Source organism: Nocardia sp. NPDC051030 (assembly GCF_040683015.1).
Taxonomy (GTDB): Bacteria; Actinomycetota; Actinomycetes; order Mycobacteriales; family Mycobacteriaceae; genus Nocardia.
This window is the reverse complement of sequence record NZ_JBFBCD010000005.1, coordinates 293,161-318,913: the sequence shown is the minus strand read 5'-3', so window position 1 is coordinate 318,913 and position 25,753 is coordinate 293,161. Positions and strand designations below refer to the sequence as shown.

The window sequence follows — 25,753 nt, the reverse complement described above, 5'->3', positions numbered from 1 at the left end:
ATTCGGACAGTGCCAGCCACCCTAACCGATCACTCGGCGACTGGCGTCCCCGATTTCTCGTAGAGTGGCAGCGACAGTGATGCCGAGAAATCTTCTTGTCAGCGAACGAAGGGTCCGCCTTGTCCGCAGTACTGGTGAAGGGCCAGAACGGCCCTTTGAATGTCAATGACGTGGTGATCAGCATGCAGATCGCCGCGCCCGCCGACCTTTCCGCGATCCTGGTCACCGCGCACGGCAAGGTCCGCTCCGACGCCGACTTCGTGTTCTTCAATCAGCCCAGCGGTCCGGGCGTGAACCTGCAGCCGGGCAATGGCGCGCAGTCCGCCTCGCTCATGGTGTCGCTGGGTGCCGTGCCCGCCGATATCGCGCAGTTGCGCGCGATCATCACCCTCGATGATCCGAACACCAATTTCGGGCGCATCGCGCCGCCGGTGGCCTATGTGTCCGATGCGGGCGGGAATGTGTTGTTCGAGTACCGGATCGAGGGGCTCAATACCGAATCCATCGTCATCGCGCTGGAACTGTATCGGCGGCAGGGCGATTGGAAGGTGCGCGCCGTCGGCCAAGGCTATGCGGGCGGATTCGCCGCGCTGGTCACCGATCACGGCGTGAACGTCAATGAACCGCAGGCACAGCCGCAGTCGCCGCAGGCTCCGCCGCCACCGCAGCAGTACGCGCCCACCGGCGGATACCCGCCCCCGGCACCGCAGTTCGCCCCGACCGGCGGCTATCCGCCACCGGCGCAGGGTTTTTCGCCCCCGCAGGGCCAGCCCGGTTATCCGGCCCCGCCGCCGCCCACCCAGTCGATGGAGCGCGATCTACCCAAGAACCACGCCGTCAGCCTGGTCAAGGGCCAGCGCGTCAATCTCCGCAAGGAGGGCGGCGCGGCGCTGACTTACGTGAAGATGGGTCTGGGCTGGGATCCGGTGAAGCGTGGCGGCATGTTCGGGAACAAGGCCGTGGACATCGATCTCGATGCCTCGGTGGTCCTGTTCGCCGATATGAGCCCGGTCGATGTCGTCTACTACGGCAGCCTCGCCTCCAAGGACGGCTCCATCCGGCATCAGGGCGATAACCTCACCGGCGAGGGCGAGGGCGACGACGAGGTGATCGTGGTCGACCTGACCCGCATCGCCAGCCATGTGAACACGCTGCTGTTCATCGTGACCTCGTACAAGGGCCACACCTTCGAGCAGGTCGCGAATGCCTTCTGCCGCTTGGTGGATGGCCAGTCCAATGCCGAACTCGCGCGCTACACCCTCGCCGGTGGCATGCCCTTCACCGGCATGGCCATGGCGAAGGTCTACCGCACCGGCCCCGGCGGCGACTGGAAGATGGAGGCCCTCGGCGAGGGCATCCAGGCCAAGCATCCGGGCGAGGCGGTGCCGCAGCTCGGCCGCTTCCTCGCCACCTATTGAGTGGACACCGGCTGAGCGAACTCGGGCTCGGGGACGGTTGCCGCCGCGCGGCGCGGGCGCAGTAGCGGCGGCAACCAGGGCAGCGCCGGATCCGGGGCATGCTCGAGCACGCCGCCGGCCGGATCGTCCACGCCGTCGCGGCGCACCGGATCCTCCTCGGGCCGATAGATCTGGCGAATCACCAAGACGCACAAGGCGATCACCGCGATATCGCGCAGCACCACGGTGCCGGTGAACCACTGCTCGGGAATGCCCTTACGGTCGGTGCCGAGGTAATAGAACATGCGCGGCACCCACACCAGTGCGTCGATCGTCATCCACGCCAACAGGATTCGCCGCTGCGGCAGCGCCAGCACCGCCAGCGGGACCAGCCACATCGAATACTGCGGGCTCCACACCTTATTGGTGAGCAGGAACGCCGCCACCACCAGGAACACCAACTGCGCCACGCGCGGTCGCCGCGCGGCCCGCAGCCCGATCCAGGCGATGCCCGCGCAGGCGGCCACGAACAGCAGCAGCGACACCAGATTCAGGATGGTCGGCGTCTCCCCGGAACTCAGCTTGCCGTCGAACCCGGTCCAGCCGGTGAACGAGGTGATCACGTTGTAGAACGAATCCGGGTCGGCGTGCCGTTCGGTATTGAGCCGGAAGAACTCCCACCAGCCCTTCGGGTACAGCACGGCGATGGGCGCGTTGACCGCCATCCAGGTGACCGCGGCCGAGCCGATGGCCGCTCCGGCCGCGTGCAAGGGCCGCATCCGGCCCCACAGCGAATCTTCTTCCAGGCGTTCGGTCCGCAGGCACAGAATGAGAATCGGCCCGAGCAACAGCAGCGGATACAGCTTCGCCGCACCGCCGAGACCCAGCAGAATGCCCGCCAGCACCGGCCGTCGCCGCGCCCACGCCAGCAGGCCACCGGCCGCGAAAGCCGTTGCCAGCGCATCGAAATTGGTGAAGGCGTGCACCAGCACCAGCGGTGAGAGCGCCAGCAGCGCGGCATCCCACACCCGCCGCCCCGCCAATTGCGCCGACGCCCACACGGTCACCAGCCAGGCCATGGCCAGCAGGAACGCGACCACATTGAAGTAGATGACCACTTCCAGCGCGCCCGGCAGCCGGGATACATGCCACGCCTTGGCGATTCCCATGGCCCCGTACTGGAACAGGCCCGACAGCACCGGGTACTCCATGTACCGCACCTGCGGGCGGCCGTCGCCGGCGAAGTCGGTCCACTGCTTCTTATACGGGAACGCGCCCTCGTTCAGATGCTCGGCCCCGTAGAGCGGCACCGTGTCCGAGTAGCACATGGCGATGTATTGGCGGCCATTGTCCCAGTCCAGGCCCATGACGCCGGGGCCCTCGGGGCGCTGCTGAATGCAGCCCGCCTTGCCGAACCAGCTCAGCGCCAGGAAGACCACGGCGAAGGCCATCAAAACCCGCATGGGCGTCCAGAACCGGACCCGGCCGATGACGGCGTGATCGCCGACCGGCCCGCCGATCAGATCGCACAGCTGCGCGGTGAGGGTGTCGGTGCGGCTGGGTTTGTCCCGGTCGTCGGCCGAGCGCAGATCCGCCGCGAGCGGTGCGGGCGAGACGTACATCGGGGAACGGGGCTGCGCGGCAATGGCTTCGGCGGGCGCGGCGTGCACCGCCGCGCCCTCGCCCGGCCGGTGCCCCGCCTCGCCGGGCGTCGTCGCTGCCTGCTCGGGCACCGCCTCCCCGGGCACCAAATCCTGCTCGATCACGGCAAAAGGCTACCGAGTGCGAGTGGGGCCGTTGCCGTTGCCATTCCCGTTACCCCCATTGCCGTTTCCGCCCGCATTGGGCGCGGTCGTCAGCTGTGAGCCATCCGATGGTGCCACCGGCTGCCCCGACATCGGACCGGCGCCGCCGTCCCCCTGGCTCGGATTCTGGTTCTGCGGTTTCTGCTGCGTCTGCGGTGCGAGACCCGGCACCGGAATGGTGATGCCCGGCAGGATCTCCACCTGACTCTGCGTGATCACCGGCATCTGGGGGACTTCCTGCGTGCTGGACGGCGCGGTGTACGGCGCGGACCAGGACGGCACACCGGCCTGACCGCCGATGGTGCCCGGCTTCGGGAACTTCTCGACCGGCGTACCCGCCAGCGCGCCGTCCATGGTCTTCTTCCAGATGTCGGCGGGCAGGCCGGAGCCATAGATCATGCCGCCATTGACGTTTCGCAGCTTCTCGCCCTGCTCGGTGCCGATCCACACCGCGGTGGACAGCGACGGCGTGTAGCCGACCATCCAGGAGTCGCGGTTCTCGCCGGTGTCGCCGAGCTGGTTGGTGCCGGTCTTGGTGGCCGATTCCCGGCCGTTGGCCAGGTTGTGGTTGCGCGACCAGGCCGCGATGGGCTTCATCGCATCGGTCACATTGTCCGCCACCGCGGCCGCGACGCGCTGCTCACCGGCGACCTCGCCGCGGTCCAGCAGCACGGTGCCGTCGGAGGTGACGACCTTGGTCACGAAGTGCGGCGAGTGGTACATGCCCGAGGCGGCCAGGGTGGCGTACGCGGACGCCATATCGAGCGGCCGCACCTGGTACTGGCCCAGCACGACGCCGTTATTGGGGCCGTTGCCGTCCGGTTCGGTGAGCGTCTTGCCCACGCCCGGAATGCTTTCCGGGATGCCCAGTTTGTGCGCCATATCGGCGATCTTCTGCGGGCCATTGCCCGGCATGTCCAGCATCATCCGATAGAAGCTGGTGTTCAGCGACCGCTTGAGTGCCTCGGCGATGGTGCACATGCCGCACTGCTCGCCCTCGACGTTGGTGATCTTGATGCCGTTCACCGTGACCGGCGAGGAGTCGTACAGCGTGGACAGCGGCTTGCCCATTTCCAGGTTCTCGGCCAGGCCGAACACCTTGAACGACGAGCCCGGGGGCAGGCCGGCGTTCGCGAAATCGAAGCCCTGGCCGTCGGATCCGCCGTAATAGGCGCGCACCGCACCGGTCTTCGGATCCACCGACACCACCGCGGTGCGCAGCTGGTCCGGCTCACCCTGCATGACATTGTCCACCGCGTTGACGGCGGCCTCCTGGGCCTTCGTGTCGATGGTGGTGGTGATCTGCAGGCCCTCGGTGTTCAGCTCGTGCTCGGAAATGCCCGCCGCGGACAGCTCATTGAGCACCTGCGTCTTGATCAGGCCCTCGGGGCCGCTGTCCTTGGTCTTGTTCTGCGGCGACTGCGACGCCGGAATCACGTTCGGGTACTGCATGTTCGCGCGATCCGCCGCGGCCAGATTGCCGCCGGACACCATGCCGTCCAGCACATAGTTCCAGCGGGTCTTCGCGCCCGTCGGGTTCTTCTCCGGATCCAGATTGGACGGCTGCTGAATCGTGGCCGCCAGCACCGCGCCCTCTTCGCGGGAGAGCTCGGCCACCGGCTTGCCGAAGTAGGCCTTGGCCGCCGCGTCGATACCGTAAGCGCCGCGACCGAAGTAGATGGTGTTCAGGTACGCGACCAGAATGTCGTCCTTGGACCACTGCCGCGCCATCTTGGCCGAGATGACCAACTCGCGCATCTTTCGAGTCAGCGAGCGTTCGTCACCGACCATCGCGTTCTTCACGTACTGCTGGGTGATCGTGGAACCACCACCGGCACTGGCCTTGCCCATCAGGTTGTCGCGCGCGGCGCGCACGAAACCGGAGATGGAGAAGCCCGGGTTGGTGTAGAAATCGCGATCCTCCGCCGCGATCACGGCATTGCGCACGTGCGGCGGAATCTGATCGATCGAGACGTCGGTCCGGTTGCCTTGCGGCGGAACCACTGTGGACAGCACCGAGGTGCCGTCGTTCATGAAGATGGTGGCGACCTGATTGGTCTTCAGATCTCCCGGCTGCGGCACGTTCACCGTCGAGTAGGCGACCAGGAACAGCGTGCTCGGCACGATCAAGCCCAACGCCATGCACACATAGATGGCGCGGCGGACAATCCGCCACACCGAACGCTTCTTCTTGGGCCCGCCCTGCGGACGGCCACCGCGGCCACCGCCCCCGCCCGGGCCGTCACCGCCGGGACGCCGCGGCGGCGGACCACCGGGAGCACCGGCCTGCGCGCGCCGGGCCGCGGGCTCCGCGCCCGACGGCGGACGAGTCCGATCCTCGACGGGGCGAGGACGCGTGCCCGCGCCCGCACCCGCACCCGCACCCGCGCGCACGGAACGATCCGACGCCCGCTGGCTGCGATCCGAACTGGCCGCGCGCTGAATGTGATCGGGAACCGCCTGCCGCGAACCCGTCGTCACCTTCTCGCCCGCACCGGGATTGGGTAGTTTGCGCGTCGCATCCGGATTCGGCCGCTGCTGCGGCGGCGGCACCGGACGGCGCGGGGGTTGTCCGCCCTGCGGCGGCACGGGGTTTCGCACGGGCGCGCCATTCGGGCCGCGCACGGGCGCGCCGCCCGGACCGCCCGGCTGTGCTGGACGACCCTGCGGCTGCCGGGGTGCCCCTTGGGGCGGGCCGGCCGGGCGCGGCGGCGGATAACCACCGGGTCCGGATTGCGAACCGCCACGGGGGCGGCCGCCGTGCGGTCCGTCGTCATAGGGCGAATTCACAGCCTGGATCTCCAATAGCTACTCGAAAATACGGTCCTGTACGGCTCGGTTGCGGTCACGTTCCCCGCGACGGGCATGATTCTGCCCGCGATTCAGCAGTCGACGTGGCCTTTCACTCGGCCGCGGTGCGGCGGCGCGCGCCGGAGCGGCGGCGTCCGGTCGGTGCCGGAGCCACGCCCAGCACATAGGACTGCACCAGATGATTCCAACTGCAGGTCCGGCACACCTCGACGACGTGCACCGAGAACTCCTCGCGAGTCTCGGCCAGCCGGATGAGTTCCTCCGGGGTGCGGGCAGAGCCTGCGACGGGCCCTAGCCCATCGCCGTAGACCCACGATACGAGAGTCAACTGCTCTTTCCGGCAGATGGGGCATGTGACTTCGCTCCCGCGCCCATGGAACTTCGCCGCACGCAATAGGTACGGATTGGCATCACACACCTCGGCGACGTCCACCCGTCCCGCATAGACGTCGGCGAGCAGCGACCGGCGCCGAAGCGCATAGTCCACTACCTGCCGCTGTATTCGCACGGTCCCCAGAGTACTGGCGGGGGTGGTCCCCTCGCACTCCCCGGATCGACTCTCAGGGTTCCGTCAGGGTTGGCCCCTCCATGTAAATGCGCGAAAAGTATATCGGCGCGATATAGTTTGGAATCGCATCCATCGGTTAGGTCTGTAGAGAAGTCAGGGGGTGAGGCCCGGTGCTCGAGTTGGCAATCCTCGGGCTGCTCCTCGAATCGCCGATGCACGGCTACGAGCTGCGTAAGCGGCTTACCGGCCTGCTCGGACCGTTCCGCGCGTTCTCCTACGGGTCGCTCTATCCGACCCTGCGGCGCATGCAGTCGGACGGTCTCATCGCCGAGGAGAGTCCCACGGGGTTGGCCACGCGGCGCGCGCGGCGGGTTTACCAGCTGACGGAAACGGGTCGGGTGCGGTTCGCCGAACTGCTGGCCGATACGGGACCACAGAACTACACCGACGACGGCTTCGGCGTTCATCTGGCCTTCTTCAGCCGCACTCCCGCGGAAGCGAGGATGCGGATCCTGGAGGGTCGGCGGAGGCAGGTCGAGGAGCGACGAGAAGGACTGCGGGAGGCGATCAAACGAGCCAGCGGGCAGCTGGATCGCTACACCCGCCAGCTCCATCAACTCGGTCTCGAATCAAGCGAGCGCGAAGTGCGCTGGCTCAACGAGTTGATTGCCGCAGAGCAATCGACGAAGGCGGCACCACAGAAAGAGGGAAATAGCGGCCATGAGTGACATCAACACGAACGAAGTTCGGGTGGCCATCGTAGGTGTGGGCAACTGCGCATCTTCCCTGGTTCAGGGCGTGCAGTACTACAAGGACGCGGACGAGAACGCGACCGTTCCCGGGCTCATGCACGTCAAGTTCGGCCAGTACCACGTCCGCGATGTGAAGTTCGTCGCCGCGTTCGACGTCGACGCCAAGAAGGTCGGCTTCGACCTCTCCGACGCGATCTTCGCCAGCGAGAACAACACCATCAAGATCGCCGATGTGCCGCCGAGCGACGTCACCGTGCAGCGTGGCCCGACCCTCGATGGCATCGGTAAGTACTACGCGGAGACCATCGAGCTCTCCGCCGCCGACCCGGTCGACGTGGTCGCCGCGCTGAAGGCCGCCAAGGTCGACGTCGTGGTCTCCTACCTTCCGGTCGGTTCTGAAGAGGCCGATAAGTTCTACGCGCAGTGCGCCATCGACGCCGGCGTCGCCTTCGTCAACGCGCTGCCCGTGTTCATCGCCTCCGACCCGGTGTGGGCGCAGAAGTTCGTCGACGCGGGCCTGCCCATCGTCGGCGACGACATCAAGTCCCAGGTCGGCGCGACCATCACGCACCGCGTCATGGCCAAGCTGTTCGAGGACCGCGGTGTGCAGCTGGACCGCACCATGCAGCTGAACGTCGGCGGCAATATGGACTTCAAGAACATGCTCGAGCGCGAGCGCCTGGAGTCCAAGAAGATCTCCAAGACCCAGGCCGTCACCAGCAACCTGAAGAAGGATCTGGGCGCGGGCAATGTGCACATCGGCCCGTCCGACCACGTCGGCTGGCTGGACGACCGCAAGTGGGCGTACGTGCGCCTCGAGGGTCGCGCCTTCGGTGACGTGCCGCTGAACCTGGAGTACAAGCTCGAGGTGTGGGATTCGCCGAACTCGGCGGGCATCATCATCGACGCCGTGCGCGCCGCCAAGATCGCCCTCGATCGCAAGATCGGTGGACCGGTCATTCCGGCCTCGGCCTACCTGATGAAGTCCCCGCCCAAGCAGCTCGCCGACGATATCGCGCGCGAGCAGCTGGAAGCCTTCATTATCGGGGCTGAGTAACAACTCTCGATACGAAAGGGCGGGTTCGCGATTCGATCGCGAACCCGCCCTTCGTTTTTCGACTTGTCAGTCGAGGGAGACGTAGACCTCTACCGAGGTGGGACCCGTATAGCGCTCGATCTCCGCGCTGTGGGAACGGGTTATGGTTCCGGCGTTTTCGGCCTTGGCGACCTTGGCCCAGGCGGTGCGGAGCAGGTCGTACGGCTTGTCGGAGACCACGAATTTGGCGTAGCGGCCGGTGGGGATGCGGGTCAGGACGTCGCCGGTGTCGAGCTGGTCGAGGCCGGTGAGTTCATAGCCGAGGACCGCGACGGCGTGGTCGTTCTGGCCGATGTAGGCGGCCACGCGGCCGACCTTCTTCTCCCGCGCCAGGTAGCGGTCCCAGGTGAAGTTGACCAGGTCGAGGTCGCGTGCGGTGACCTCGCGCCCCGCCAGCGGGATGGTCAGCCCGCCGACGAGAAATGCCTCCAGAGTGACGATTTCGAAGTCCACTTGGCCCCTACCCCTCCACGCTCGTATCGAGCGCGACGAAAACCTCCACGGTCCGGTTATCCGGATACCGTTCGAAATCCCCGGTGTACGCGCGCGTCAGCGTGCCCGACGCCTCCAGATCCCAGACCGTTCGCCAGATGGAAGCGATGATGTCGCCGATATTGTCGCCAGTGCGGGTGAATCGCGCGAACTTGCCCGCGGGCACTCGGGCGAGCACATCGCCGGGCAGCAGGTCGTCCAGGCTGCGCAGGCGGTAGCCGACAATATGGGTCAGGTAGGAACCGATCTCCGGCGCGTGATCGACATACGCCGTGGCGGGTGGTCCGGGCAGGCTGCGGGACAGATTGCGCTTCCAGGCTTCTTCCACCTTCGCGCGGCGTGGTCCCTCGACCGCGAGGGCCGGGCTGCGTAGCACCGTTCCGGCCACCAGCGTCTCGTGGCGTTCAACGACATTGAAATCCACCGGCGTCGCCCCTAAGTCTCGTGCTGTCTCCGACCCCACCCTGCTCCCAACCCGCATCCTGCCACCGTCATCCGGAGTCGCTGGCACCGGTGGCCCGTTTTACGGTATCTCCAGCCACAATATCCGCGGCCGGGCGCGGATGGGTCAGGTAGTGGGTATTCATGATCAACTAACCGGGCACCGGGATGCTGAGGCCGGGGAAGATCTCTACCTGGCGGGGCGGGGGTGCGGGTGGGATCACCAGCACCGGTTCCTGTTGCCCGCCGGAACCCGGATTGATTATGTCGTAATTGCCGTTGCTGGGCGCCATGCCCGGAATTTGCTCCGGGTTCGGGAACTGCTCGACCGGGCTGCCGTCGAGCGCCCCGTTCATGGTTTGCTGCCAGATGTCGGACGGCAGGCCGGAACCGTAGATGGCGGAGCCGCGGGCGGTCCGAATCGGTTGTGACTGTTCGGTTCCCACCCAGACCGCAGTGGACAGCGACGGCGTGAAGCCGACCATCCAGGCGTCCTTGTTATCGCCGGAGTCGCCCAATTGGGTGGTGCCGGTCTTGGCGGCGGACGGGCGGCCGCCCGCGAGATTGTGTCCATTGGAGTAGGCAGCGATGGGCAGCATGGCATTGGCGACGGTATCGGCCACCGCGGATTGGATGCGCTGCTCGGTCTTCTGCGGGTCGGACCCGCGATCCAGCAGCACCCGGCCGTCACCGGTCACCACCTTCTGCACGAAATACGGAGCGCGGTAGGCCCCTGACGCGGCGATGGTGGCGTATGCCGAAGCCATATCGATCGGACGCACCGAATAGGCGCCGAGCACGATGGACGGCAGTGGTGGGCCGTCCTCCTCGGTCAGCGTCTTACCCGCCACGCCGGGGATCTGTTGCGGGATACCGGCCTGGTGCGCGGCATTGGCGATCGCCTTCGGGCCCTCGAACAAGGTTTGGGTGAGCCGGTAGAAGCTGGTGTTCAGCGAACGCTTGAAGGCCTCGCTGAGCGGGCAGGTGCCACAGGACTCGCCGCCCACGTTCTGGACCTTCTCCCCGTTGACCGTAACCGGATCGCTGTCCAGCTTGTAGGACAGGGGGATTCCCTGTTGCAGGGCCGCCAGCACGGCGAAGGTCTTGAAGGCGGAACCGGTTTGCAGCGGGGCCTGCGCGAAGTCGAAGCCGATGCCGTCCGGGCCGCCGTAATAGGCGCGCACCGCGCCGGTGCGCGGATCGATCGACACCACGGCGGTGCGCAATTCGCCCGGCTGCCCGCCCAGCACGCCGCCGACGGAGTTCAGCGCGGCCTGCTGGGCGCGCGCGTCGATGGTCGTGAAGATCTGCAGCGCACCGGTATTCAGCTCCGTCTCGCTGATGCCGGAGGAGCGCAGCTCACGCAGCACCTGGGCGCGGATCAGCCCCTCGGGGCCGCGCGGGATGCTGTCGGCGAGCTCGGTGACGGGCACGATATTCGGGAACTGGGTGGCCAGGCGCTCACCGTGATTCAGCACGCCCATCTGGATCATGCCGTCCAGCACATAGTTCCAGCGGGCGCGCAGCTGCTCGAGATGGGTTTCCGGATCCAGGATGGAGGGGGTGCGGACCACGGCGGCCAGCACCGCGCCCTCGGCCAGGGTCAGTTCGCGGACCGGCTTGGCGAAGTACGCCTTGGCCGCCGCCGAGATGCCGTACGCGCCGCGACCGTAATAGATGGTGTTGAGGTAGGCGGCGAGAATGTCGTCCTTGCTCCACTGGCGCGCCATCTTGGCGGAGATGATGAGCTCGCGCATCTTGCGGCTCATGGTGCGTTCCGAGCTCAGGAAGGCGTTCTTCACGTATTGCTGGGTAATGGTGGAGCCGCCGCCCGCATCCTCGCGGCCCATCAGATTGTCGCGCGCGGCGCGGATGAACGCCGAGGTCGAATAGCCGGGATTGGTGTAGAAATTGCGGTCCTCGGCGGAGAGCACGGCCAGGCGCACCGGTTCGGGTACGTCGCTCAGTGGCACCGGAACCCGATTGCCTTCCGGCGGAACGACCTTCGCGATGACGGTATTGCCGTCGGAGGTGAGGATGGTGGCGATCTGATTGGTCTGCACCGAGCTCGGATCCGGAATCTCCGCGCTCCAGTACGCGAGCCCGAGCAGCATGGTCGGCATGACGACCAGGATCAGGAACAACGCCAGGATCAGCCGCCGGATGCGCTGACCGCGCGAACGGCGCGGCCGCACGGGAGTGTTCTGCTGTTTCGGTGGTTTGGCGCGGCGGCGTGGCCTGCTGTGCGAGGGCTGCCGCTGCCTCCTGGCCACGTTCTCGAGCTCGTTCCACCCGGCCATGGTGGCGTACGGTGCCGGATCATTGCGGCGCCGCTTACGGGACGAGCTCACGAGCATCTCCTTCTGGAGCGTCGAAAAAGCTTGCGTTCAAGGGACGCCGCCACCCATCCGCGGCGCGACGCGACCCATGCTAGTGGACGCACCCGACAGGTCGGCGATATTGACCTTGCAAGGAAAAAGGGGTCCGGGGGCAAAGCCCCGAACCCCTCCAAGCGGATGAAGCGCCGATCGTCAGCTCTTGACGCCGCCCGCGGTGAGGCCGGAGATGATGCGGCGCTGGAACAGCAACACCATGATCACCAGCGGAATCGTGACGATGGTGCCCGCCGCCATGATGGCGGTGTAGGGCGGGACCAGCGGGTTGTTGCCGGAGAACCGGGCGACCGCCACGGTCACCGGTTCGGTGGCATCGCTGGAAAGCAGCCGGGCCAGCAGGTATTCGTTCACCGCGGCGATGAACGCCAGGATGGCGGTGGTGAACACGGCCGGTGCGGCCAGCGGCAGCATGATCAGCCGGAAGGCCTGGAAGCGCGACGCGCCGTCGATGCGCGCGGCCTCCTCCAACTCCCACGGCAGTTCGGTGAAGAACGAGGCCAGGATGTACACGGTCATGGGCAGCACGAACGAGATGTTCGGGATGATCATGGCCTGGTAGTGGCCGATCCAGCCGATATCGGTGAACAGCTGGAACAGCGGCGTCACCAGCACCACGACCGGGAACATGGAGGCGCTCAGGATCACTCCGGACACCACGTACTTGCCGCGGAAGGTGAGCCGCGCCAGCGCGTAGGCCGCCATGACGCCCAGGAGCAGGGCGATGGCGGTGGTGGCCGCGCCGATGACCACGCTATTGCCCAGCGCGCGCCCGAAGTTATTGCCGCGGCTGGTGTCGAAGGCGTTGCGGAAGTTCTCCAGCGTGATGTGGGTCGGCCACGGCGTGTTGTCGAAGGTGTACTTGGGGTCGCGCAGCGCCGTGACGACCATCCAATAGAAGGGGCCGAGGCCCCAGACCAGCACGATCAGCGCGCCCAGGTACACCCGGGCGGAGCCGAGCCGCTGGGTCCACGGAACCTGCTGGGCCACATGGCTCTTCGCGGCCTCGGTGGGGGCGTCGCCGGTGTCCTTGGTGATGTTCACGCTCATCAGTGCGCCTCCCGCTGTTCTTCCTGGGTGCGAACCGCATTGGCACCCAACACCTTCACCAGCAGGAACGCGACCGTGAAGATCAGCAGGAAGGTGAGCACCGACAGTGCCGAGGCGCTATTGGGTCCCTGCCGCACCTGATCCACGACCAGCATGGAGATGGTGCGGGTGTGCGGGTTGTCCTGCGTCAGGATGGCCGGCAGGTCGTACATGCGCAGCGCGTCCATGGTGCGGAACAGAATCGCCACCAGCAGAGCGGGTTTCAGCAAGGGCAGCGTGATATTGGTGAACCGCTGCCAGGCCGATGCGCCGTCCACCCGGGCGGCCTCGTACACATCGCCCGGAATGACCTGCAGCCCGGCCAGGATCAGCAGGGCCATGAACGGGGTGGTCTTCCACACGTCGGCGGCGATGACCGCGAAGCGTGCGGGCCAGGCGTCGGCGGTCCACAGGATGTGGGTGCCGAACACCCGGTTCACCACGCCGTCGTACTGGAACATGAACTCCCACAACCGCGCGGTGACGGCGGTCGGGATGGCCCACGGAATCAGCACGGCGGCGCGCAGCAGGGCGCGGCCCTTGAAGGTCTTGCCCATGATGACGGCCATGCCGAGGCCGATGGTCGCCTCCAGGACCACCGTCACCACGGAGAAGAACAGGGTGATGCCGATGGCGGTCCAGAACTGCGAGCCCAGATTGCCGGTGGGGCAGCTGACCGATTCGCCGAGTCCATTGGTGCACTGCTGCAGCAGCCAGTGCGTGTAGTTGCTGAACCCGGCGCTGCCGCCCTCGACGAACATGCCGGTCGCGGGGTCCAGGCCCTGGTCCTTCTGGAAGGAATTCCACAGGGCCCGGACGACCGGATAGCCGACGACGACGGCCAGCGAAATCAGCACCGGGGTGACGAACAGCCACGCCTTGCCCGAACCGGCAAAGGGCGACTGGCGTTTCTGCTGTGCCGGTTCGGGTTTCACGGACGACTCGATCGGGTCGGGCGAGCTGACCTCGGTCGCTCCCGAAGGGCGTGACACCTTTTTCTCTCCTACGGGACTGCGCGTTTTCGTCGGACGGGCCCGCCGATCACGAACCGGCGGTCTCGATGCCCTTCTGCATTCCGACAATGGCGTCGTCGACGGACTTGGTTCCGGTCAACGCAGCATAAGCGTTGTCCTGGATGGCCTTCGACACCGCGGTGTAGAACGGGGTCACCGGACGCGGCACCGCCGAGGCGATGGATTCCTTGAGCGCCGGCAGGTACGGCATCTTGGCGATCAGGGCCGGATCGTCGTACACCGAGGCCCGCACCGGCGGCAGCGCGCCGGAGGCGACGATGTGCTGGGCGTCCTCACTGATCAGGAAGCGCAGGAAGTCCAGCGCGGTGGCCTTGTTCTTGGAGAACGAGCTGATGGCGGCGTTGTAGCCACCCAGGGTGGAGGCGCCGACGCCGTCCTTGCCGGGCAGCGGGGCGACACCGAACTTGTCCTTCACGGCGGACGCGTCGGAACCGGCGTCACCGAAGGAGGACGGCCAGCCGCGCATGAACATGAGCTTGCCGGTGACGAAGGCGTTCTGGCTCTCCGGCTCCTTGAAGGAAATGGCTTCCTTCGGGATATCGCCGTTCTTGTACGAGTCCACCAGCGTCTGCAGGCCGGACTTGGCCTGCGGGGTGTTCACGGTCGGGGACTTGCCGTCCGGGCCGACGAAGCTGCCGCCGAAGGCATTGATGACCTCGGCGGTGTTCACGGTCAGACCCTCGTAGGGCGCGAATTGACCGGCGTAGCAGCCGATTCCGGCTTCCTTGGCCTTCGAGCACTGGTTCAGCATCTCGGCCCAGGTCTTCGGCGGCTCGGGCGAGAGGTCCTTGCGGTAGAACAGCAGGCCGCCGTTGGTGTTTCGCGGCGCGGCGTACAGCGTGCCGTTGTAGGTGGCGGACGCGACCGGCGGCGAGAGCAGCGTGGAGGTGTCGATCGCGAAGGAGTCCTTCAAAGGCTGGATCCAGCCCTTGGCGGCGAACTCCGCGGTCCACGGCACGTCCATGGCGAACACGTCGTAATCGGACTGCTTGGCGTTCAGGTGCTGCTTGAGGTCGTCGTACTGCTGGGTGGCGTCGTTGGACTGCTCCTTGAACGTCACCTTCTCATCGGGGTGCGCCGAGTTCCAGCGGTCGATGAGCTGTTTGACCGCACCGGTCTCGGTGGTGTCCTTGCCCTCGACGTAGGTGATCGGGCCGCGCCCGGTCAGATTCTGCGAGGTGGAATTGCTACCACTGTCGCTGGAGCAGCCGCTGGCGAATGTCGCCGCCAGCAGTGCCGTCGAGGTCACGGCCAGTACGGCACGCGGCACGAGCGACGATCGTAGGGTCGGCACCTTCTTCAAAGCCATCGCAGATACTCCACAGGGTCGGGACGTGAGCGGCAGCACACTCAAGCCGGTTGCACACAGGAAGATACATGGTGAATGTTCTCTATGCCGGGACTACCTCGTCCTTCGCACCGCAACATGCTGTCATCCGCACAGCTAGGCTGAATGCCGATGTCTTCTCAGGACAAGATGCTCACCAGGATCGGCGGACTGCTTCGCCAGGCAGAGTCCACCGATAACGAGCATGAGGCCGAGGCGTTCCTGGCGGCCGCACAGAAACTGGCGACCCGATCCTCCGTCGACCTGGCGGTGGCGCGCTCGCATATCGCCACTCGGGAGCGACGCCCCACGCCCGTGCAGCGGGTCATCCCGATCGGTGAGCCCGGTAAGAAAGGGCTGCGCACCTACGTGCAGCTGTTCGTGGCCATCGCCGCCGCCAATGACGTGACCTGTGATGTGGCGCGCACCTCGACCACCGTCTACGCCTACGGATTCGATACCGATATCGACACCTGCGAGGCGCTCTACGCCAGCCTGCTGGTGCAGATGGTGCGAGCCTCGGACCACTACATCAAGTCCGGGGCCTACCGGTCCGCCACCACCGAGAAGCTGGTCGCCGAAACCACCCGCTGGGGGCGGACGGTGCAGCGCAAGGTGCAGGCCCCCGTGGCCGCGGTGACCGCGCGCCTCAATTTCCAGATGGCGTTCGCGGCCCGCATCGGGCGGCGGCTGGCCGAGGTGAAGACGGAGGTGGAGGCCGAGGCGGTGCGCGCCGACGCCGCCGAAACCGCGCCCACCGGAACGGCTCTGGTGCTCCGCAACAAGGAGCTCGAGCTCACCGACTTCTACAAGCAGACCTCCGAGGCCAGGGGGACCTGGCGCGGACCGCAGGCCACCGCGGGCTACTCGGCCGCCGCGCGGAGGGCGGGAGACCGGGCGGGCAAGGCCGCACGATTGAGCAACTCGCCCGAGTTGGGCGGTGCCCGTGGGCAACTCGCGCGGGGCGGCGAGCAATGAGGGGTACCGGCGGGCAATGAGCGCGCGGGATTCGCAGCGGGCGCGGGTCTACGACGCCGAGGCACTGGTGCGGGCCATGTTCGAGCGCGCCGATGAATTCGGGGCGCGGACCGTCGAGGTGCACGGATCGCAGTTGACGCTGCCCGTGGAGCGCAAGTTCGCCTCGGTGGAATCGGTGCAGACATATGTGGATCGAGTACTCGGTTTGAATTGGGTTCGGGCGCAATGGGACCGCGCCGCGAATCCGGTAACTGTGCGTGCGCGGGCCGGTACGAAGGCCGCCCATTACGAAACCGAGACGGGAATGCTGGCGGTACCGCTGCATGTTCGCGGAACCGCTTGGGCACTACGCGAATTGGTGATTCTGCATGAGATTGGTCACCATCTTGACGCGAATGCCTCCGACACCGCGCCACACGGCCCGGAATTCTGTGCCCGCTACCTGGATCTGGTGGACGGGATCATCGGGCCGGAGGCGGCACTGCTGCTGCGGACCACCATGTATTCGTGCGGTGTGCGAATCGCTTGACGCGGTACCGGCATTGCCAGGATCGCGATCCGATGTCATGATCGGATTCATGATCTCCTCTTACGGAAAGGCGGCCACCGCCTCGCAGCGGTGACCGCGGTCGCCTCCCCGCGCCGGCCTCGGGCCCGCGGGATTCCCCTGGTAGAACGCGTCGAAACCGCGTGCCGATTACGCGATGAATGGTTGCGGGTGGGTCTTTCCACCGAACCCGCGGATCGGGACGCCGCCGAGGCCGCGATCATCGAGTTGTATCGGCTGCTCGGCGAGCCGCCACCCGAATTCGTGTGGGTGCCCTCGCCCGCCGCCGCGGTGGAAATCCTGCGTGATAACCCGGATGGGCCTGCGCCGGGACTGGGATTGCCGAACAGCGCCATACCCTTCAAGGACCGGCCATTCCTGCAACGATTCGCGGCCCTGAAACACGGTACGCGGCAACGCTTGATCGACCGGTCCGGACCCGATAGATCGTTCTGGCTATCCGGATCCCATATTCCGCCGCACGAATGGCCCGGCATGTCACCGCGCGAATTGCTCGCGGCGGGTGTCCCCGTTAAACGACTCGTCGACATCATCGTGCACGAGCCATTGCGGGAATCTCTGCGCGACAGCATGTATCAGCCATTGCGCGGCGTATTGCTCGGTGCGGAGGGTCGTCGCACCGAGGTCGCGGGATATGAGCAATACGATGTGTGGACCACGGCCTTTCATGACCTCAGCCGCGTGTCCGGACTCATCGGCTATCGGGACGACGACGCGCATCAGCTCGATCAATGGGTGACGCTGGCCCGCAGCGCGGGATGGTGGTGGCCCGGACCGCGCCGCTGCGTGATCTCGGAACGGCCGATCGCCGTGCACACCGAGGCCCAGATCGGGGGTTCGTACGGGGAGGTGCGGTTGCATCACTCTGATCGACCGGCCGTCGAATTCGCCGATGGGACACACGTTTTCGCCCTGCACGGCACCTTCGTGCCGGACTGGGTGATGACCGAGCCGACCGTGGAGCGGATTCTGACCGAGCGCAGTATCGAGGTGCGTCGTGCCGCCATCGAGCGCATCGGCTGGGACGCGTATATCGAGCGTGCGGGGCTCACCCTGCTGTCCCTCGCGCCGGATCCCGGCAATCCCGGCGCGGAACTGCGGTTGTACGAGATGCCGAGCAGGCATTGGGGTGGTCCCGCCCGAGTCCTGCTGGTGGTCAATGGTTCCCGGGAGCGCGATGGCACTCGCCGCCGCTATGGGCTCAATGTTCCCGCCACCATCGGCGACCCGCTCGCCGCCGCCGGATGGTCCTACGGCTTGACCGGCGCACAGTACGCGCGACTGGTCCGCCGCACATGAGCGGTGCCGCGCCGATTCCACCGATCCTCCTCACACACAGGTGATTCCCATGACCATGACCCTTGCCGATCTCACCGCCCGCACCAGTGTCGATGTGCTCGACCATCTGGAGCAGCAGGCCGCCGTACCCATCGTCGATGGGCTGCAAGCTCAGGGCGACCTCCTCGTCATCCCACTGCACCTGCTCAGCGGTGTTCGAGTATTCGAGAACCGCTGGACAGACGTCCCGTCCGGTGGCATCGAAATCGTGCGTGGCGCGGCGGGGGCCAATCCCCATGTGCTGCTGGCCGATCCGGGTAGTTGCCGCTGGACCACCCGCGTCATGGATCCCGAGGGCCTGGCCCTCGGTTGCCTGGACACCAGCGGGGTGGCCTACCTGCTGCATCCCGAACACGGTGGCAGTGGAATCGCTCCCGGGCGGTATCTGATCCGCCGTCAGCGGGAACGCACCGCCACCGCATTCGGGCGCATGCGGAACGCCCTCATCGCCGACTAGCTCGAAAAGGTCGGCTGGTCACTGATTCTGGACGGCCAGCCGACCGGCGAGGGCGATGAACGATGCGCCGAAGACTCGCCGCATCCAGGTCACCACGGCGGGCTTGGAGATGACGTGGTTGCGGACCGCCGCCGCGGCCACGCCGTAGATGGCGAACACCACGAACGTGGCGAGCATGAACACCCCACTCAATTCGAGCATGCGCCCCAAGGCATTCGGGGAGTCATTGGGAACGAACTGCGGGAGGAAGGCGAAGAAGAAGATGGTCAGCTTGGGGTTGAGGACATTCAGCAGGATGGCCGACGTGATCACCTTCAGTGCTGAAGGAGCCGCGGACTTGTCCTCCTCCTCGGGCACGGCGAGTGCGCCCTTGTCCCGGAAGGTGCTCCACGCCATGTAGAGCAGGTAGGCGACGCCGAGATATTTCAAGGTGCTGAACGCGACGGCGCTCGTGTTCAGCAGGGCGGCCAGGCCGGTGATGGCCGCGATCATGTGCGGAACGGTGCCGAGGGTGCAGCCGAAGGCGGCGATCACGCTGGCCTTGGTGCCCCGGGATAGTCCGGCCGCCAGCGTGAACAGCGCGCCGGTCCCGGGCGTAGCGACGATGACGAGCGTGGTCAACCAGAACTCGATGCTCATCTCCCGCACAGTAACCCGCCTGTGCCGATGCGCAACCCGGTATTTCAGGTGGGTAGCAGGAGGCGGACCCGGTTCAGGCGGTCACGCCACCAGGTGACCCGGTCCGGGTCGGGGTGGCGGTAGCGGTCCAGGAGGGCCGGATCGGGGGTCGGGGGAGTGCGGGGGACCCGGAGGTAGCCGTCGACCGGACGCAGGGGGTCCGGTACGACGTCACCGGTGAGCAGGGACAAAGTGTCCAGGCCGCAGGCGAAGTCGAGTTCGGGGAGGGCTCCGGCCAGGGCGATCTGCGCGGCGAGGCCGACGCTGGTTTCCAGCGCCGAGGATACGAGGCAGGGGAGCGCGGCGGCCTCGGCGACTTTCAGGGCGCGCCGGACTCCGCCCAGGGGAGTGCATTTCAGCACGGCCACATCGGCCGCGCCCGCCACCGCGACCCGCAGCGGATCCTCGGCGCGTCGAATGGATTCGTCGGCGGCGATCCGGACATCCACGCGGCGGCGCACCTCGGCGAGCTCCTCGATGGTCCGGCAGGGTTGCTCGACGTACTCCAAACCGCCTGCGGCCCGGTCGATCTGCTTGATCCGGTCAATGGCGGTATCCACATCCCAGACGCCGTTCGCGTCGATGCGGACCGCGCCCTCGGGGCCGAGGGCCTCGCGCGCCGCCGCCACCCGAGCCAGATCCTCCGCCAGCGAATCCGGGTGGTCGGCGACCTTCACCTTGGCGGTGCGGCAACCCGAGGCCGCCACGATCTCCCGCGTGCGCTCCGGCCCGACCGCCGGGACGATGCAATTGACCGGGATCCGGTCCCGCACCGGTTCGGGCCAGCCCAGCGTCGCCTGTTCGACGGCGGTGGCCAGCCACGATGCCGCCTCGCGATCGTCGTATTCGGCGAAGGCGCAGAACTCGCCCCAGCCGCGCGGACCGGGAATCAGCATGCCCTCGCGCACCGTGATTCCGCGGAATCGGGTTCGCAGGGGAATGGCGTAGACGATCGCGGCGTCGAAGTCCGGTGTGGAGGCGCTGTCGCTCACCGTTCGCACCCTACTCAGGCCCGGCGGATAACGCGGTGGCGGTGCCAACCCAACAACAAGGTGGCGGTTGTGACTCGAGCCCGTCAGAATTCGCAGAGACCGACGATCGATCCGGGGGAGCCCAGCAACCATGAACCCACCCAATGAACCGAGGCGGCCCGGCGGGGACAACCCCCGGCCGAACCCCGCTTACGGCAATCCGCTGAATCCGGCTGATCCGACGTACCCGAATCCGGATGGTCCGAGTCAATTGCCTCCCCCGCCTCCGGCCGCGGGTGGGCCGGGACAACCACGGAATCCCGGTCCGCCGCCGGGTGGGCCGGGTCAGCCGCGGACTCCGGGTGGTCCCGGGCAGTCGCGTCCCTCGAGTGGTCCGTCCCGGCCGCAGCAGCCGGGTGGGCCGGGCCAATCGCATGGTCCGGGTGGGCCGGGGCAGCAACGGAATCCGGGCGGGTCGCCGCAGGGGCCGGGTGGCCCGGGGCAGCAACGCAATCCGGGTGGTCCCGGGCAGTCGCGTCCCCCGAGTGGTCCGTCCCGGCAACAGCAGCCGAATGGCCCGGGGCAGCCGCAGTCCGGGCCGGGATCGCAAGGTCCCGGCGGGCCGGGTTATCCACAGGGACCGGTGCAGTCGTGGAATCCGCCCGAGCCGGGTTATGCCCAGGCGGACGTTGATTCGGTGGAGACGGTGCGCCGCCAGTTGACGCCGCCGACCGCGCAGCCCGCGGCGCAGGGCTCGTCGCCGGTCTCCACGGACAAGAAGGAGTCGAAGGCCGAGCCGGAGAAGAAGTCCCGCTGGTCGAGCGGGTCGAGTGACGCAGAGCCCTTGCGCCGCAAAGATGTTCTGATCGCCGCGCTGATCTACGTGGTCGATATAGGCGTGGTGGCATTCTGGGCCTACGACTTGTTCGGCAAGATGTTCGACCTGGTCCACAACAAGTGCACCGTCAAATCGCTGACCAATCCGTCCGTCCAGTGTGATCTCATCCGGCCGCCGAGCTCCGCGCTCTTCGGCCTCCTGATCGCCGGTGGCGGAATGACATTGGCGCTGCTGATCGCCCTGGTGATCGCCTCCGCCGCGGCGGTGACCCGCCGTTCCGCCTGGATCTGGACCGCCGCCGCCCTCCCCGTCATCCTGATCGCGGGTGCGGCCGGGCACGTATTGGTGACCAGCGCGATCGGCTGACTCGGGCAGCGTTCGGGCCTGTTCGGGGCGGTCGCCGCGCGTCATGCTGGAGGGATGGCGGATTGGTGGCGGCCGCCGCCGGTGCGCTGGGCGGATGTCGTTGCCGCCGTGCTGGTCTTCGGGTTGACCTGCGGATTGGCATGGGTGGTCGCGGGATTCGTGCCGGGGTATGACGCGGTGGCCAGGGAGAACGGGAACACCCGGTACCTGCCGCTCGCGTACGCGGTGGCCTGGGTGGGCATTGTGGCCGCGGTGATCATGGTGCCGCTGTGGATAGTGCGAGCCGTGCGGTTGCGGCAGCGGGCCTGGCCCACCGCGCTGCTGCTGATTCCGATGCTGGCGGGGGCCTGGGTGCTGGGGTTATTGGTGGCGGTGGTCGCGGTCTCGGTGTGATCCGCCCCGGCCGCGGGAGTGCGGCCGGGGCGGGGTTGCGAAAATCGGGGGTGGATTACAGCCGTTCGTAAATGGTGGCGTTGGCCAATCCGCCTGCCTCGCACATGGTTTGCAGGGCGTAGCGCGCATTGCGTTCCTGCATGGCGTGCACGAGGGTGGTGGCGATGCGGGCTCCGGACGCGCCGAGGGGGTGGCCGATGGCGATCGCGCCGCCATTGACATTGACCTTGTTCAGGTCCGCGCCGGTGTCGTGGGCCCAGGCCAGGACGACCGAGGCGAAGGCCTCGTTCACCTCGAAGAGGTCGATATCGGAGAGCTGGAGTCCGGCGCGCTGCAGCACCTTTCGGGTGGCCGGGATGACGGCGGTCAGCATGAGCAGCGGATCGTCGCCCGCCACCGAGAAGCTGTGCAGCCGGGCCAGGGGACGCAGTCCGAGTTCGGCGGCGCGCTCGCTGGTCATGATGAGGGTGGCCGCGCTGCCGTCATTGATCTGGCTGGCATTGGCGGCGGTGATGTTCCACCCGATCTGCGGGAAGCGGGCGGCCATGTCCTCGCTGTAGTACGCGGTACGCAGGTTGCCGAGCGTTTCCAGGGTGCTGCCGACCCGGATGCCCTCGTCCGCGGTGAGTCCGCCGAGGGGTGCAAGCTGGGATTCGAAGGAGCCGTCCTTCGTTGCCCGCGCGGCCTTTTCGTGGCTGGCGAGGGAGAACTCGTCGAGCTGGGTGCGGGACAGTCCCCACTTGGCGGCGATGAGTTCGGCGCTGATGCCCTGTGGGACCAGGCCCTCGGGATAGCGTTCGGCGAATCCGATGCCGCCGATGTCCTCCGCGCCGATCAGGTTGGCGCCCATGGGAACCCGGCTCATGGATTCGACGCCTCCCGCGACCACGATGTCGTAGGCCCCGGCGATGACTCCCTGCGCGGCGAAGTGAATGGCCTGCTGGCTGCTGCCGCATTGGCGGTCCACGGTGGTGGCGGCCACGGATTCCGGGTATCCGGCGGCAAGGGCGGCGCGGCGGGTGAGGTTGCTGCCCTGTTCGCCCACGGCGGTGACGACGCCGCCGATCACGTCGTCGATGAGTACCGGGTCGATCCCGCTGCGCGCGACCACTTCGCGCAGGCTGTGCGCGAACAGGTCGGACGGGTGCTGACCGTGCAGCGCGCCATTGGCCTTGCCCTTGCCGACCGGGGTGCGGACCGCCTCGACGATTACTGCGTCTCTCATGACAGAACCCTCTCGAGTATCTAGCTTCGTTGCTCTAAAGCCAGGTTAGAACCTGGCAATAGTTAGGGCAAGTCAGCATCTGTATGATGTACGCCATGTCGGTCGTACTGGAAGGTCCGCTCAGCGATCTGAGCGCATGGAAACCCGAGGGCTGCTCCATTGCCAAAGCCCTCGATATCGTCGGCACCCGCTCGGCGATCCTCATCCTGCGCGAGGCCTACTACGGCACCCGCCGCTTCGACGGCTTCGCCACCCGGGTCGGCATCACCGATGCCGCGGCCGCCAGCGCCCTGCGCAAACTCACCGAGGCCGGGCTCCTGGAGAAGGTCCCCTACCAGGAGGAGGGCAAGCGCACCCGCAGCGAATACGTGCTGACCCCCATGGGTGTGGACCTGCTGCCCGCGGTGCTCGCACTCTGGCAGTGGGGCGACAAGTACCTGCAGGACGGCACTCCGCCGCTCGAACGCGTCGAGGACGCGACCGGGGAACCGGTGCGCGTCGAAGTGCGCAGCGCCTCGGGAAGCGAAGTGCCGCTGGAGAGTCTGCGGGTCCGGGTCAATAGGAACTGGCGCCGCCCCCGCAAGTGAGGGGCGACGCCAGGGCTGGTTCAGGGGCGGACGTCAGTTGAGACGACGCCCATCCTCCGGTGCGAAGAAGTAGGTGTGCTCCGCGTCCGAGGTGAGCACCAGACGGGTGCCCTTGGCGGGCGGGTTGCGCCAATCCGCCCGCGCCACAATGGTTTCGCTACCGCTCTTGTCGAGCGCGCGACCGTAGACGTAGGCGTCCGAACCGAGCTCCTCGACCACGTCCACCTCCATCGTGATCCCGGGAGCCTTGTCGAGCCCGTTCGTGGCAGCGCTGATCTCGAAGTGCTCGGGACGAATACCCACCACCACCTGACCGTTCGCGGCATCGGCGACCGACCGCGGGAGCGCCATCCGGAAGCCGCCGAGGAAGACCGCGCCGTCCTCGACCGGCAGCGTGAACAGATTCATGGCGGGCGAGCCCATGAACCCGGCCACGAACAGGTTCGCCGGATTGCGGTACAGATCGCGCGGCGAGGCGCACTGCTGCAGCAGCCCATCCTTGAGCACGGCCACCCGGTCGCCCATGGTCATGGCCTCGACCTGGTCGTGGGTGACGTAGACGGTGGTGGTGCCGAGCCGCCGCTGCAACTGGGCGATCTGGGTGCGGGTCTGCACGCGCAGCTTGGCGTCCAAGTTGGACAGCGGCTCGTCCATGAGGAACACCTGCGGCTGGCGCACGATGGCGCGGCCCATGGCGACACGCTGACGCTGACCGCCGGACAGGGCCTTGGGCTTGCGATCCAGGTACTGCTCCAGGTCGAGCAGCTTGGCCGCCTCCAGGACCCGTTGCTGCCGTTCGTCCTTGGACACCTTGGCCATTTTGAGCGCGAAGCCCATGTTCTCGGCGACGCTCATATGCGGGTAGAGCGCGTAGTTCTGGAACACCATGGCGATATCGCGTTCCTTGGGTTCGGCGTGCGTGACGTCGCGATCGCCGATCAGGATGCGTCCGTCGCTCACCTCCTCCAGGCCCGCGAGCATGCGCAGCGAGGTGGACTTGCCGCAGCCGGACGGGCCGACCAGCACCAGGAATTCGCCATCGGCGATCTCCAGATTCAGCTGGTCCACGGCGGGCTTGTTGCCTCCCGGATAAAGCCGGGTGGCCTGGTCGAATGTCACTGTAGCCATGGTGAATCAATCCCTTCACCGGCAGGAACGTGCCGGACGATCCGAAGTAGAGGGGTCTACCCGCACGATCGTAGGCAGTGCGCGATGTATTCGCGCGCCCAGCCGGTGGATCCGGATCCCGGTAGCCTCGCATCGGAACCCTTTCTGAGACGAGGAGCGCTTCATGAGCCGACCGGTTCGTATCGGAGTTCAGTTGCAGCCGCAGCACGCGCCTGACTACGGGTTGATCCGGGATGCGGTCCGGCGGGCCGAGGACGCGGGTGTCGACATCGTGTTCAACTGGGACCACTTCTTTCCGCTCTACGGCGATCCCGAAGGCGCGCACTTCGAGTGCTGGACCATGCTGGGCGCGATCGCGGAACAGACCGAACGGGTGGAGCTCGGGGCGCTGGTCACCGGCGGCGGCTACCGCAATCCGGACCTGCTGGCCGATATGGCGCGCACCGTCGACCACATCAGCAATGGCCGCCTGATCCTCGGCATCGGCGCGGGCTGGTTCGCCAAGGATTACGAGCAGTACGGCTACGACTTCGGCACGCCCGGAACCCGTCTCGAACTGCTCAAGGAGACCATGGCCCGGCTCACCGATCGGCTGGCCAAGCTGAACCCGCAACCCGTGCGCGAAATCCCGATCCTCATCGGCGGTGGCGGCGAGAAGAAGACGCTGCGGCTGGCCGCGCAGTACGCGCACATCTGGCACAGCTTCGCCGATCTCGAAGTGCTGAAGCGCAAGTCGGGGATTCTGGCCGAGCATTGCGCCGCCGTCGGCACCGATGCGGCGCGCATCGAGAAGTCGGTGGATTGGCCGGGAGCGGATAAGGCCGCCGACTTCGTGGCGGCGGGCGCGACCTTGTTCACGGTCGGGACCGGCGGGCCGAAGTACGACCTGAGCGTGGTCGAGGAGGCCATTCGCTGGCGCGATCAGTTCAACCCGGAGTCGGTCGCGGGGATCGCCTGAGTCTGGTCGGCTCCCGGAACGGCGCGTGTAATTCACGCTGACCGCAACTCTGGACCTGGCAGGCAACCCCACTAGGGTGGTTTGTCATGGTTTGCTTGCGCACGACCACCTCCCGACGGCACG

At 67.0% G+C, this 25,753-nt stretch carries 24 protein-coding genes; 11 read left to right on the top strand and 13 right to left on the bottom strand.

All coding sequences use genetic code 11. The features are described from left to right. The first annotated feature begins 119 nt into the window (after positions 1 to 119). Positions 120 to 1,418: a TerD family protein gene (locus AB0N05_RS19095; RefSeq protein WP_364695456.1), complete on the top strand. Its 1,299-nt coding sequence runs from the start codon at positions 120 to 122 to the stop codon at positions 1,416 to 1,418. On the opposite strand, the gene AB0N05_RS19090 is transcribed toward AB0N05_RS19095, so the two are convergent. The 3 genes from AB0N05_RS19090 to AB0N05_RS19080 all read right to left on the bottom strand — a co-directional run bounded on the left by AB0N05_RS19090 (position 1,412) and on the right by AB0N05_RS19080 (position 6,521). Further along, on the bottom strand, positions 1,412 to 3,019 hold the full coding sequence (locus AB0N05_RS19090) for a glycosyltransferase 87 family protein (protein ID WP_364696495.1): 1,608 nt from the start codon (positions 3,017 to 3,019) through the stop codon (positions 1,412 to 1,414). The genes AB0N05_RS19095 and AB0N05_RS19090 overlap by 7 nt on opposite strands. A 153-nt stretch (positions 3,020 to 3,172) precedes the next feature. Continuing rightward, entirely contained in the window at positions 3,173 to 5,344 is a 2,172-nt protein-coding gene (locus AB0N05_RS19085) for a transglycosylase domain-containing protein (RefSeq protein WP_364696492.1), read from the bottom strand. Positions 5,345 to 6,104: 760 nt separating this feature from the next. Continuing rightward, entirely contained in the window at positions 6,105 to 6,521 is a 417-nt protein-coding gene (locus tag AB0N05_RS19080; protein WP_364695453.1) for a DUF5318 domain-containing protein, read from the bottom strand. A 170-nt stretch (positions 6,522 to 6,691) separates the two neighbouring features. Here AB0N05_RS19080 and AB0N05_RS19075 point away from each other — a divergent pair, with 170 nt between their 5' ends. Then, positions 6,692 to 7,249: a PadR family transcriptional regulator gene (locus AB0N05_RS19075; protein WP_364695450.1), complete on the top strand. Its 558-nt coding sequence runs from the start codon at positions 6,692 to 6,694 to the stop codon at positions 7,247 to 7,249. After that, entirely contained in the window at positions 7,242 to 8,330 is a 1,089-nt protein-coding gene (locus AB0N05_RS19070; protein WP_364695447.1) for an inositol-3-phosphate synthase, read from the top strand. Before AB0N05_RS19075 ends, AB0N05_RS19070 begins: the two co-directional genes overlap by 8 nt. Before the next feature lie 66 nt (positions 8,331 to 8,396). On the opposite strand, the gene AB0N05_RS19065 is transcribed toward AB0N05_RS19070, so the two are convergent. The 6 genes from AB0N05_RS19065 to AB0N05_RS19040 all read right to left on the bottom strand — a co-directional run bounded on the left by AB0N05_RS19065 (position 8,397) and on the right by AB0N05_RS19040 (position 15,127). After that, complete coding sequence (locus AB0N05_RS19065; protein WP_364695444.1) at positions 8,397 to 8,822, bottom strand: GyrI-like domain-containing protein; 426 nt, start codon at positions 8,820 to 8,822, stop codon at positions 8,397 to 8,399. 7 nt (positions 8,823 to 8,829) lie between these two features. Then, complete coding sequence (locus AB0N05_RS19060; protein ID WP_364695441.1) at positions 8,830 to 9,285, bottom strand: GyrI-like domain-containing protein; 456 nt, start codon at positions 9,283 to 9,285, stop codon at positions 8,830 to 8,832. A gap of 169 nt (positions 9,286 to 9,454) precedes the next feature. Further along, positions 9,455 to 11,659 (bottom strand): transglycosylase domain-containing protein, encoded by a 2,205-nt coding sequence (locus AB0N05_RS19055; RefSeq protein ID WP_364695438.1) that lies wholly within the window; start codon positions 11,657 to 11,659, stop codon positions 9,455 to 9,457. 174 nt (positions 11,660 to 11,833) lie between these two features. Next, positions 11,834 to 12,745 (bottom strand): carbohydrate ABC transporter permease, encoded by a 912-nt coding sequence (locus AB0N05_RS19050; RefSeq protein ID WP_364695435.1) that lies wholly within the window; start codon positions 12,743 to 12,745, stop codon positions 11,834 to 11,836. Next, positions 12,745 to 13,719 carry a sugar ABC transporter permease gene (locus tag AB0N05_RS19045; RefSeq protein WP_364696489.1) on the bottom strand — a complete coding sequence of 325 codons (975 nt, stop codon included), beginning with the start codon at positions 13,717 to 13,719 and terminating at the stop codon, positions 12,745 to 12,747. The genes AB0N05_RS19050 and AB0N05_RS19045 overlap by 1 nt, the downstream gene beginning before the upstream one ends. Before the next feature lie 106 nt (positions 13,720 to 13,825). After that, positions 13,826 to 15,127, bottom strand: a complete 1,302-nt coding sequence (locus AB0N05_RS19040; protein WP_364695432.1) for an ABC transporter substrate-binding protein — start codon at positions 15,125 to 15,127, stop codon at positions 13,826 to 13,828. Between the two features lie 150 nt (positions 15,128 to 15,277). Here AB0N05_RS19040 and AB0N05_RS19035 point away from each other — a divergent pair, with 150 nt between their 5' ends. The 4 genes from AB0N05_RS19035 to AB0N05_RS19020 all read left to right on the top strand — a co-directional run bounded on the left by AB0N05_RS19035 (position 15,278) and on the right by AB0N05_RS19020 (position 18,486). Further along, complete coding sequence (locus AB0N05_RS19035; protein WP_364695429.1) at positions 15,278 to 16,123, top strand: DUF2786 domain-containing protein; 846 nt, start codon at positions 15,278 to 15,280, stop codon at positions 16,121 to 16,123. Positions 16,124 to 16,139: 16 nt separating this feature from the next. Next, positions 16,140 to 16,652: a TIGR04338 family metallohydrolase gene (locus AB0N05_RS19030; RefSeq protein ID WP_364695427.1), complete on the top strand. Its 513-nt coding sequence runs from the start codon at positions 16,140 to 16,142 to the stop codon at positions 16,650 to 16,652. A gap of 189 nt (positions 16,653 to 16,841) precedes the next feature. Continuing rightward, complete coding sequence (locus tag AB0N05_RS19025; RefSeq protein WP_364695424.1) at positions 16,842 to 17,990, top strand: DUF6745 domain-containing protein; 1,149 nt, start codon at positions 16,842 to 16,844, stop codon at positions 17,988 to 17,990. Positions 17,991 to 18,033: 43 nt separating this feature from the next. Further along, the gene (locus AB0N05_RS19020) at positions 18,034 to 18,486 is read left to right on the top strand and encodes a hypothetical protein (protein WP_364696486.1); all 453 of its coding nucleotides are present in this window, start codon (positions 18,034 to 18,036) and stop codon (positions 18,484 to 18,486) included. 18 nt (positions 18,487 to 18,504) lie between these two features. Here AB0N05_RS19020 and AB0N05_RS19015 read toward each other — a convergent pair whose 3' ends face one another. Beyond that, positions 18,505 to 19,125, bottom strand: a complete 621-nt coding sequence (locus tag AB0N05_RS19015) for a LysE family translocator (protein ID WP_364695421.1) — start codon at positions 19,123 to 19,125, stop codon at positions 18,505 to 18,507. Between the two features lie 44 nt (positions 19,126 to 19,169). Then, a complete protein-coding gene (locus AB0N05_RS19010) occupies positions 19,170 to 20,156 on the bottom strand; it encodes an o-succinylbenzoate synthase (protein WP_364695418.1) in 987 nt (328 codons plus the stop codon). Positions 20,157 to 20,778: 622 nt separating this feature from the next. Here AB0N05_RS19010 and AB0N05_RS19005 point away from each other — a divergent pair. Next, positions 20,779 to 21,339, top strand: coding sequence for a hypothetical protein (locus tag AB0N05_RS19005; RefSeq protein ID WP_364695415.1), 561 nt, complete (start codon positions 20,779 to 20,781; stop codon positions 21,337 to 21,339). Between the two features lie 54 nt (positions 21,340 to 21,393). Continuing rightward, the gene (locus tag AB0N05_RS19000) at positions 21,394 to 21,732 is read left to right on the top strand and encodes a hypothetical protein (RefSeq protein ID WP_364695413.1); all 339 of its coding nucleotides are present in this window, start codon (positions 21,394 to 21,396) and stop codon (positions 21,730 to 21,732) included. A 55-nt stretch (positions 21,733 to 21,787) separates the two neighbouring features. Here the strand turns inward: AB0N05_RS19000 and AB0N05_RS18995 are convergent, their stop codons facing one another. Next, positions 21,788 to 22,957 (bottom strand): thiolase family protein, encoded by a 1,170-nt coding sequence (locus tag AB0N05_RS18995; RefSeq protein WP_364695410.1) that lies wholly within the window; start codon positions 22,955 to 22,957, stop codon positions 21,788 to 21,790. A gap of 83 nt (positions 22,958 to 23,040) precedes the next feature. Between AB0N05_RS18995 and AB0N05_RS18990 the strand changes: the two genes are divergently transcribed. Next, a complete protein-coding gene (locus tag AB0N05_RS18990) occupies positions 23,041 to 23,544 on the top strand; it encodes a helix-turn-helix domain-containing protein (RefSeq protein ID WP_364695408.1) in 504 nt (167 codons plus the stop codon). A 33-nt stretch (positions 23,545 to 23,577) separates the two neighbouring features. Here AB0N05_RS18990 and ugpC read toward each other — a convergent pair whose 3' ends face one another. Continuing rightward, positions 23,578 to 24,672 carry a sn-glycerol-3-phosphate ABC transporter ATP-binding protein UgpC gene (gene ugpC / locus AB0N05_RS18985; RefSeq protein WP_364695405.1) on the bottom strand — a complete coding sequence of 365 codons (1,095 nt, stop codon included), beginning with the start codon at positions 24,670 to 24,672 and terminating at the stop codon, positions 23,578 to 23,580. Positions 24,673 to 24,835: 163 nt separating this feature from the next. On the opposite strand from ugpC, the gene AB0N05_RS18980 reads away from it, so the two are divergent. Continuing rightward, on the top strand, positions 24,836 to 25,630 hold the full coding sequence (locus tag AB0N05_RS18980) for an LLM class F420-dependent oxidoreductase (protein WP_364695402.1): 795 nt from the start codon (positions 24,836 to 24,838) through the stop codon (positions 25,628 to 25,630). Positions 25,631 to 25,753 lie beyond the last annotated feature (123 nt).

Coding starts and splice junctions, on each gene's coding strand:
- AB0N05_RS19015 (WP_364695421.1), bottom strand. CDS start 19,125: ATGAGCATCGAGTTCTGGTTGACCACGCTCGTCATCGTCGCTACGCCC.
- AB0N05_RS19035 (WP_364695429.1), top strand. CDS start 15,278: ATGTCTTCTCAGGACAAGATGCTCACCAGGATCGGCGGACTGCTTCGC.
- AB0N05_RS19000 (WP_364695413.1), top strand. CDS start 21,394: ATGGCGGATTGGTGGCGGCCGCCGCCGGTGCGCTGGGCGGATGTCGTT.
- AB0N05_RS19050 (WP_364695435.1), bottom strand. CDS start 12,745: ATGAGCGTGAACATCACCAAGGACACCGGCGACGCCCCCACCGAGGCC.
- AB0N05_RS18995 (WP_364695410.1), bottom strand. CDS start 22,957: ATGAGAGACGCAGTAATCGTCGAGGCGGTCCGCACCCCGGTCGGCAAG.
- AB0N05_RS19090 (WP_364696495.1), bottom strand. CDS start 3,019: ATGTACGTCTCGCCCGCACCGCTCGCGGCGGATCTGCGCTCGGCCGAC.
- AB0N05_RS18990 (WP_364695408.1), top strand. CDS start 23,041: ATGATGTACGCCATGTCGGTCGTACTGGAAGGTCCGCTCAGCGATCTG.
- AB0N05_RS19030 (WP_364695427.1), top strand. CDS start 16,140: ATGAGCGCGCGGGATTCGCAGCGGGCGCGGGTCTACGACGCCGAGGCA.
- AB0N05_RS19070 (WP_364695447.1), top strand. CDS start 7,242: ATGAGTGACATCAACACGAACGAAGTTCGGGTGGCCATCGTAGGTGTG.
- AB0N05_RS19055 (WP_364695438.1), bottom strand. CDS start 11,659: ATGCTCGTGAGCTCGTCCCGTAAGCGGCGCCGCAATGATCCGGCACCG.
- AB0N05_RS19085 (WP_364696492.1), bottom strand. CDS start 5,344: ATGGCGTTGGGCTTGATCGTGCCGAGCACGCTGTTCCTGGTCGCCTAC.
- AB0N05_RS18980 (WP_364695402.1), top strand. CDS start 24,836: ATGAGCCGACCGGTTCGTATCGGAGTTCAGTTGCAGCCGCAGCACGCG.
- ugpC (WP_364695405.1), bottom strand. CDS start 24,672: ATGGCTACAGTGACATTCGACCAGGCCACCCGGCTTTATCCGGGAGGC.
- AB0N05_RS19040 (WP_364695432.1), bottom strand. CDS start 15,127: ATGGCTTTGAAGAAGGTGCCGACCCTACGATCGTCGCTCGTGCCGCGT.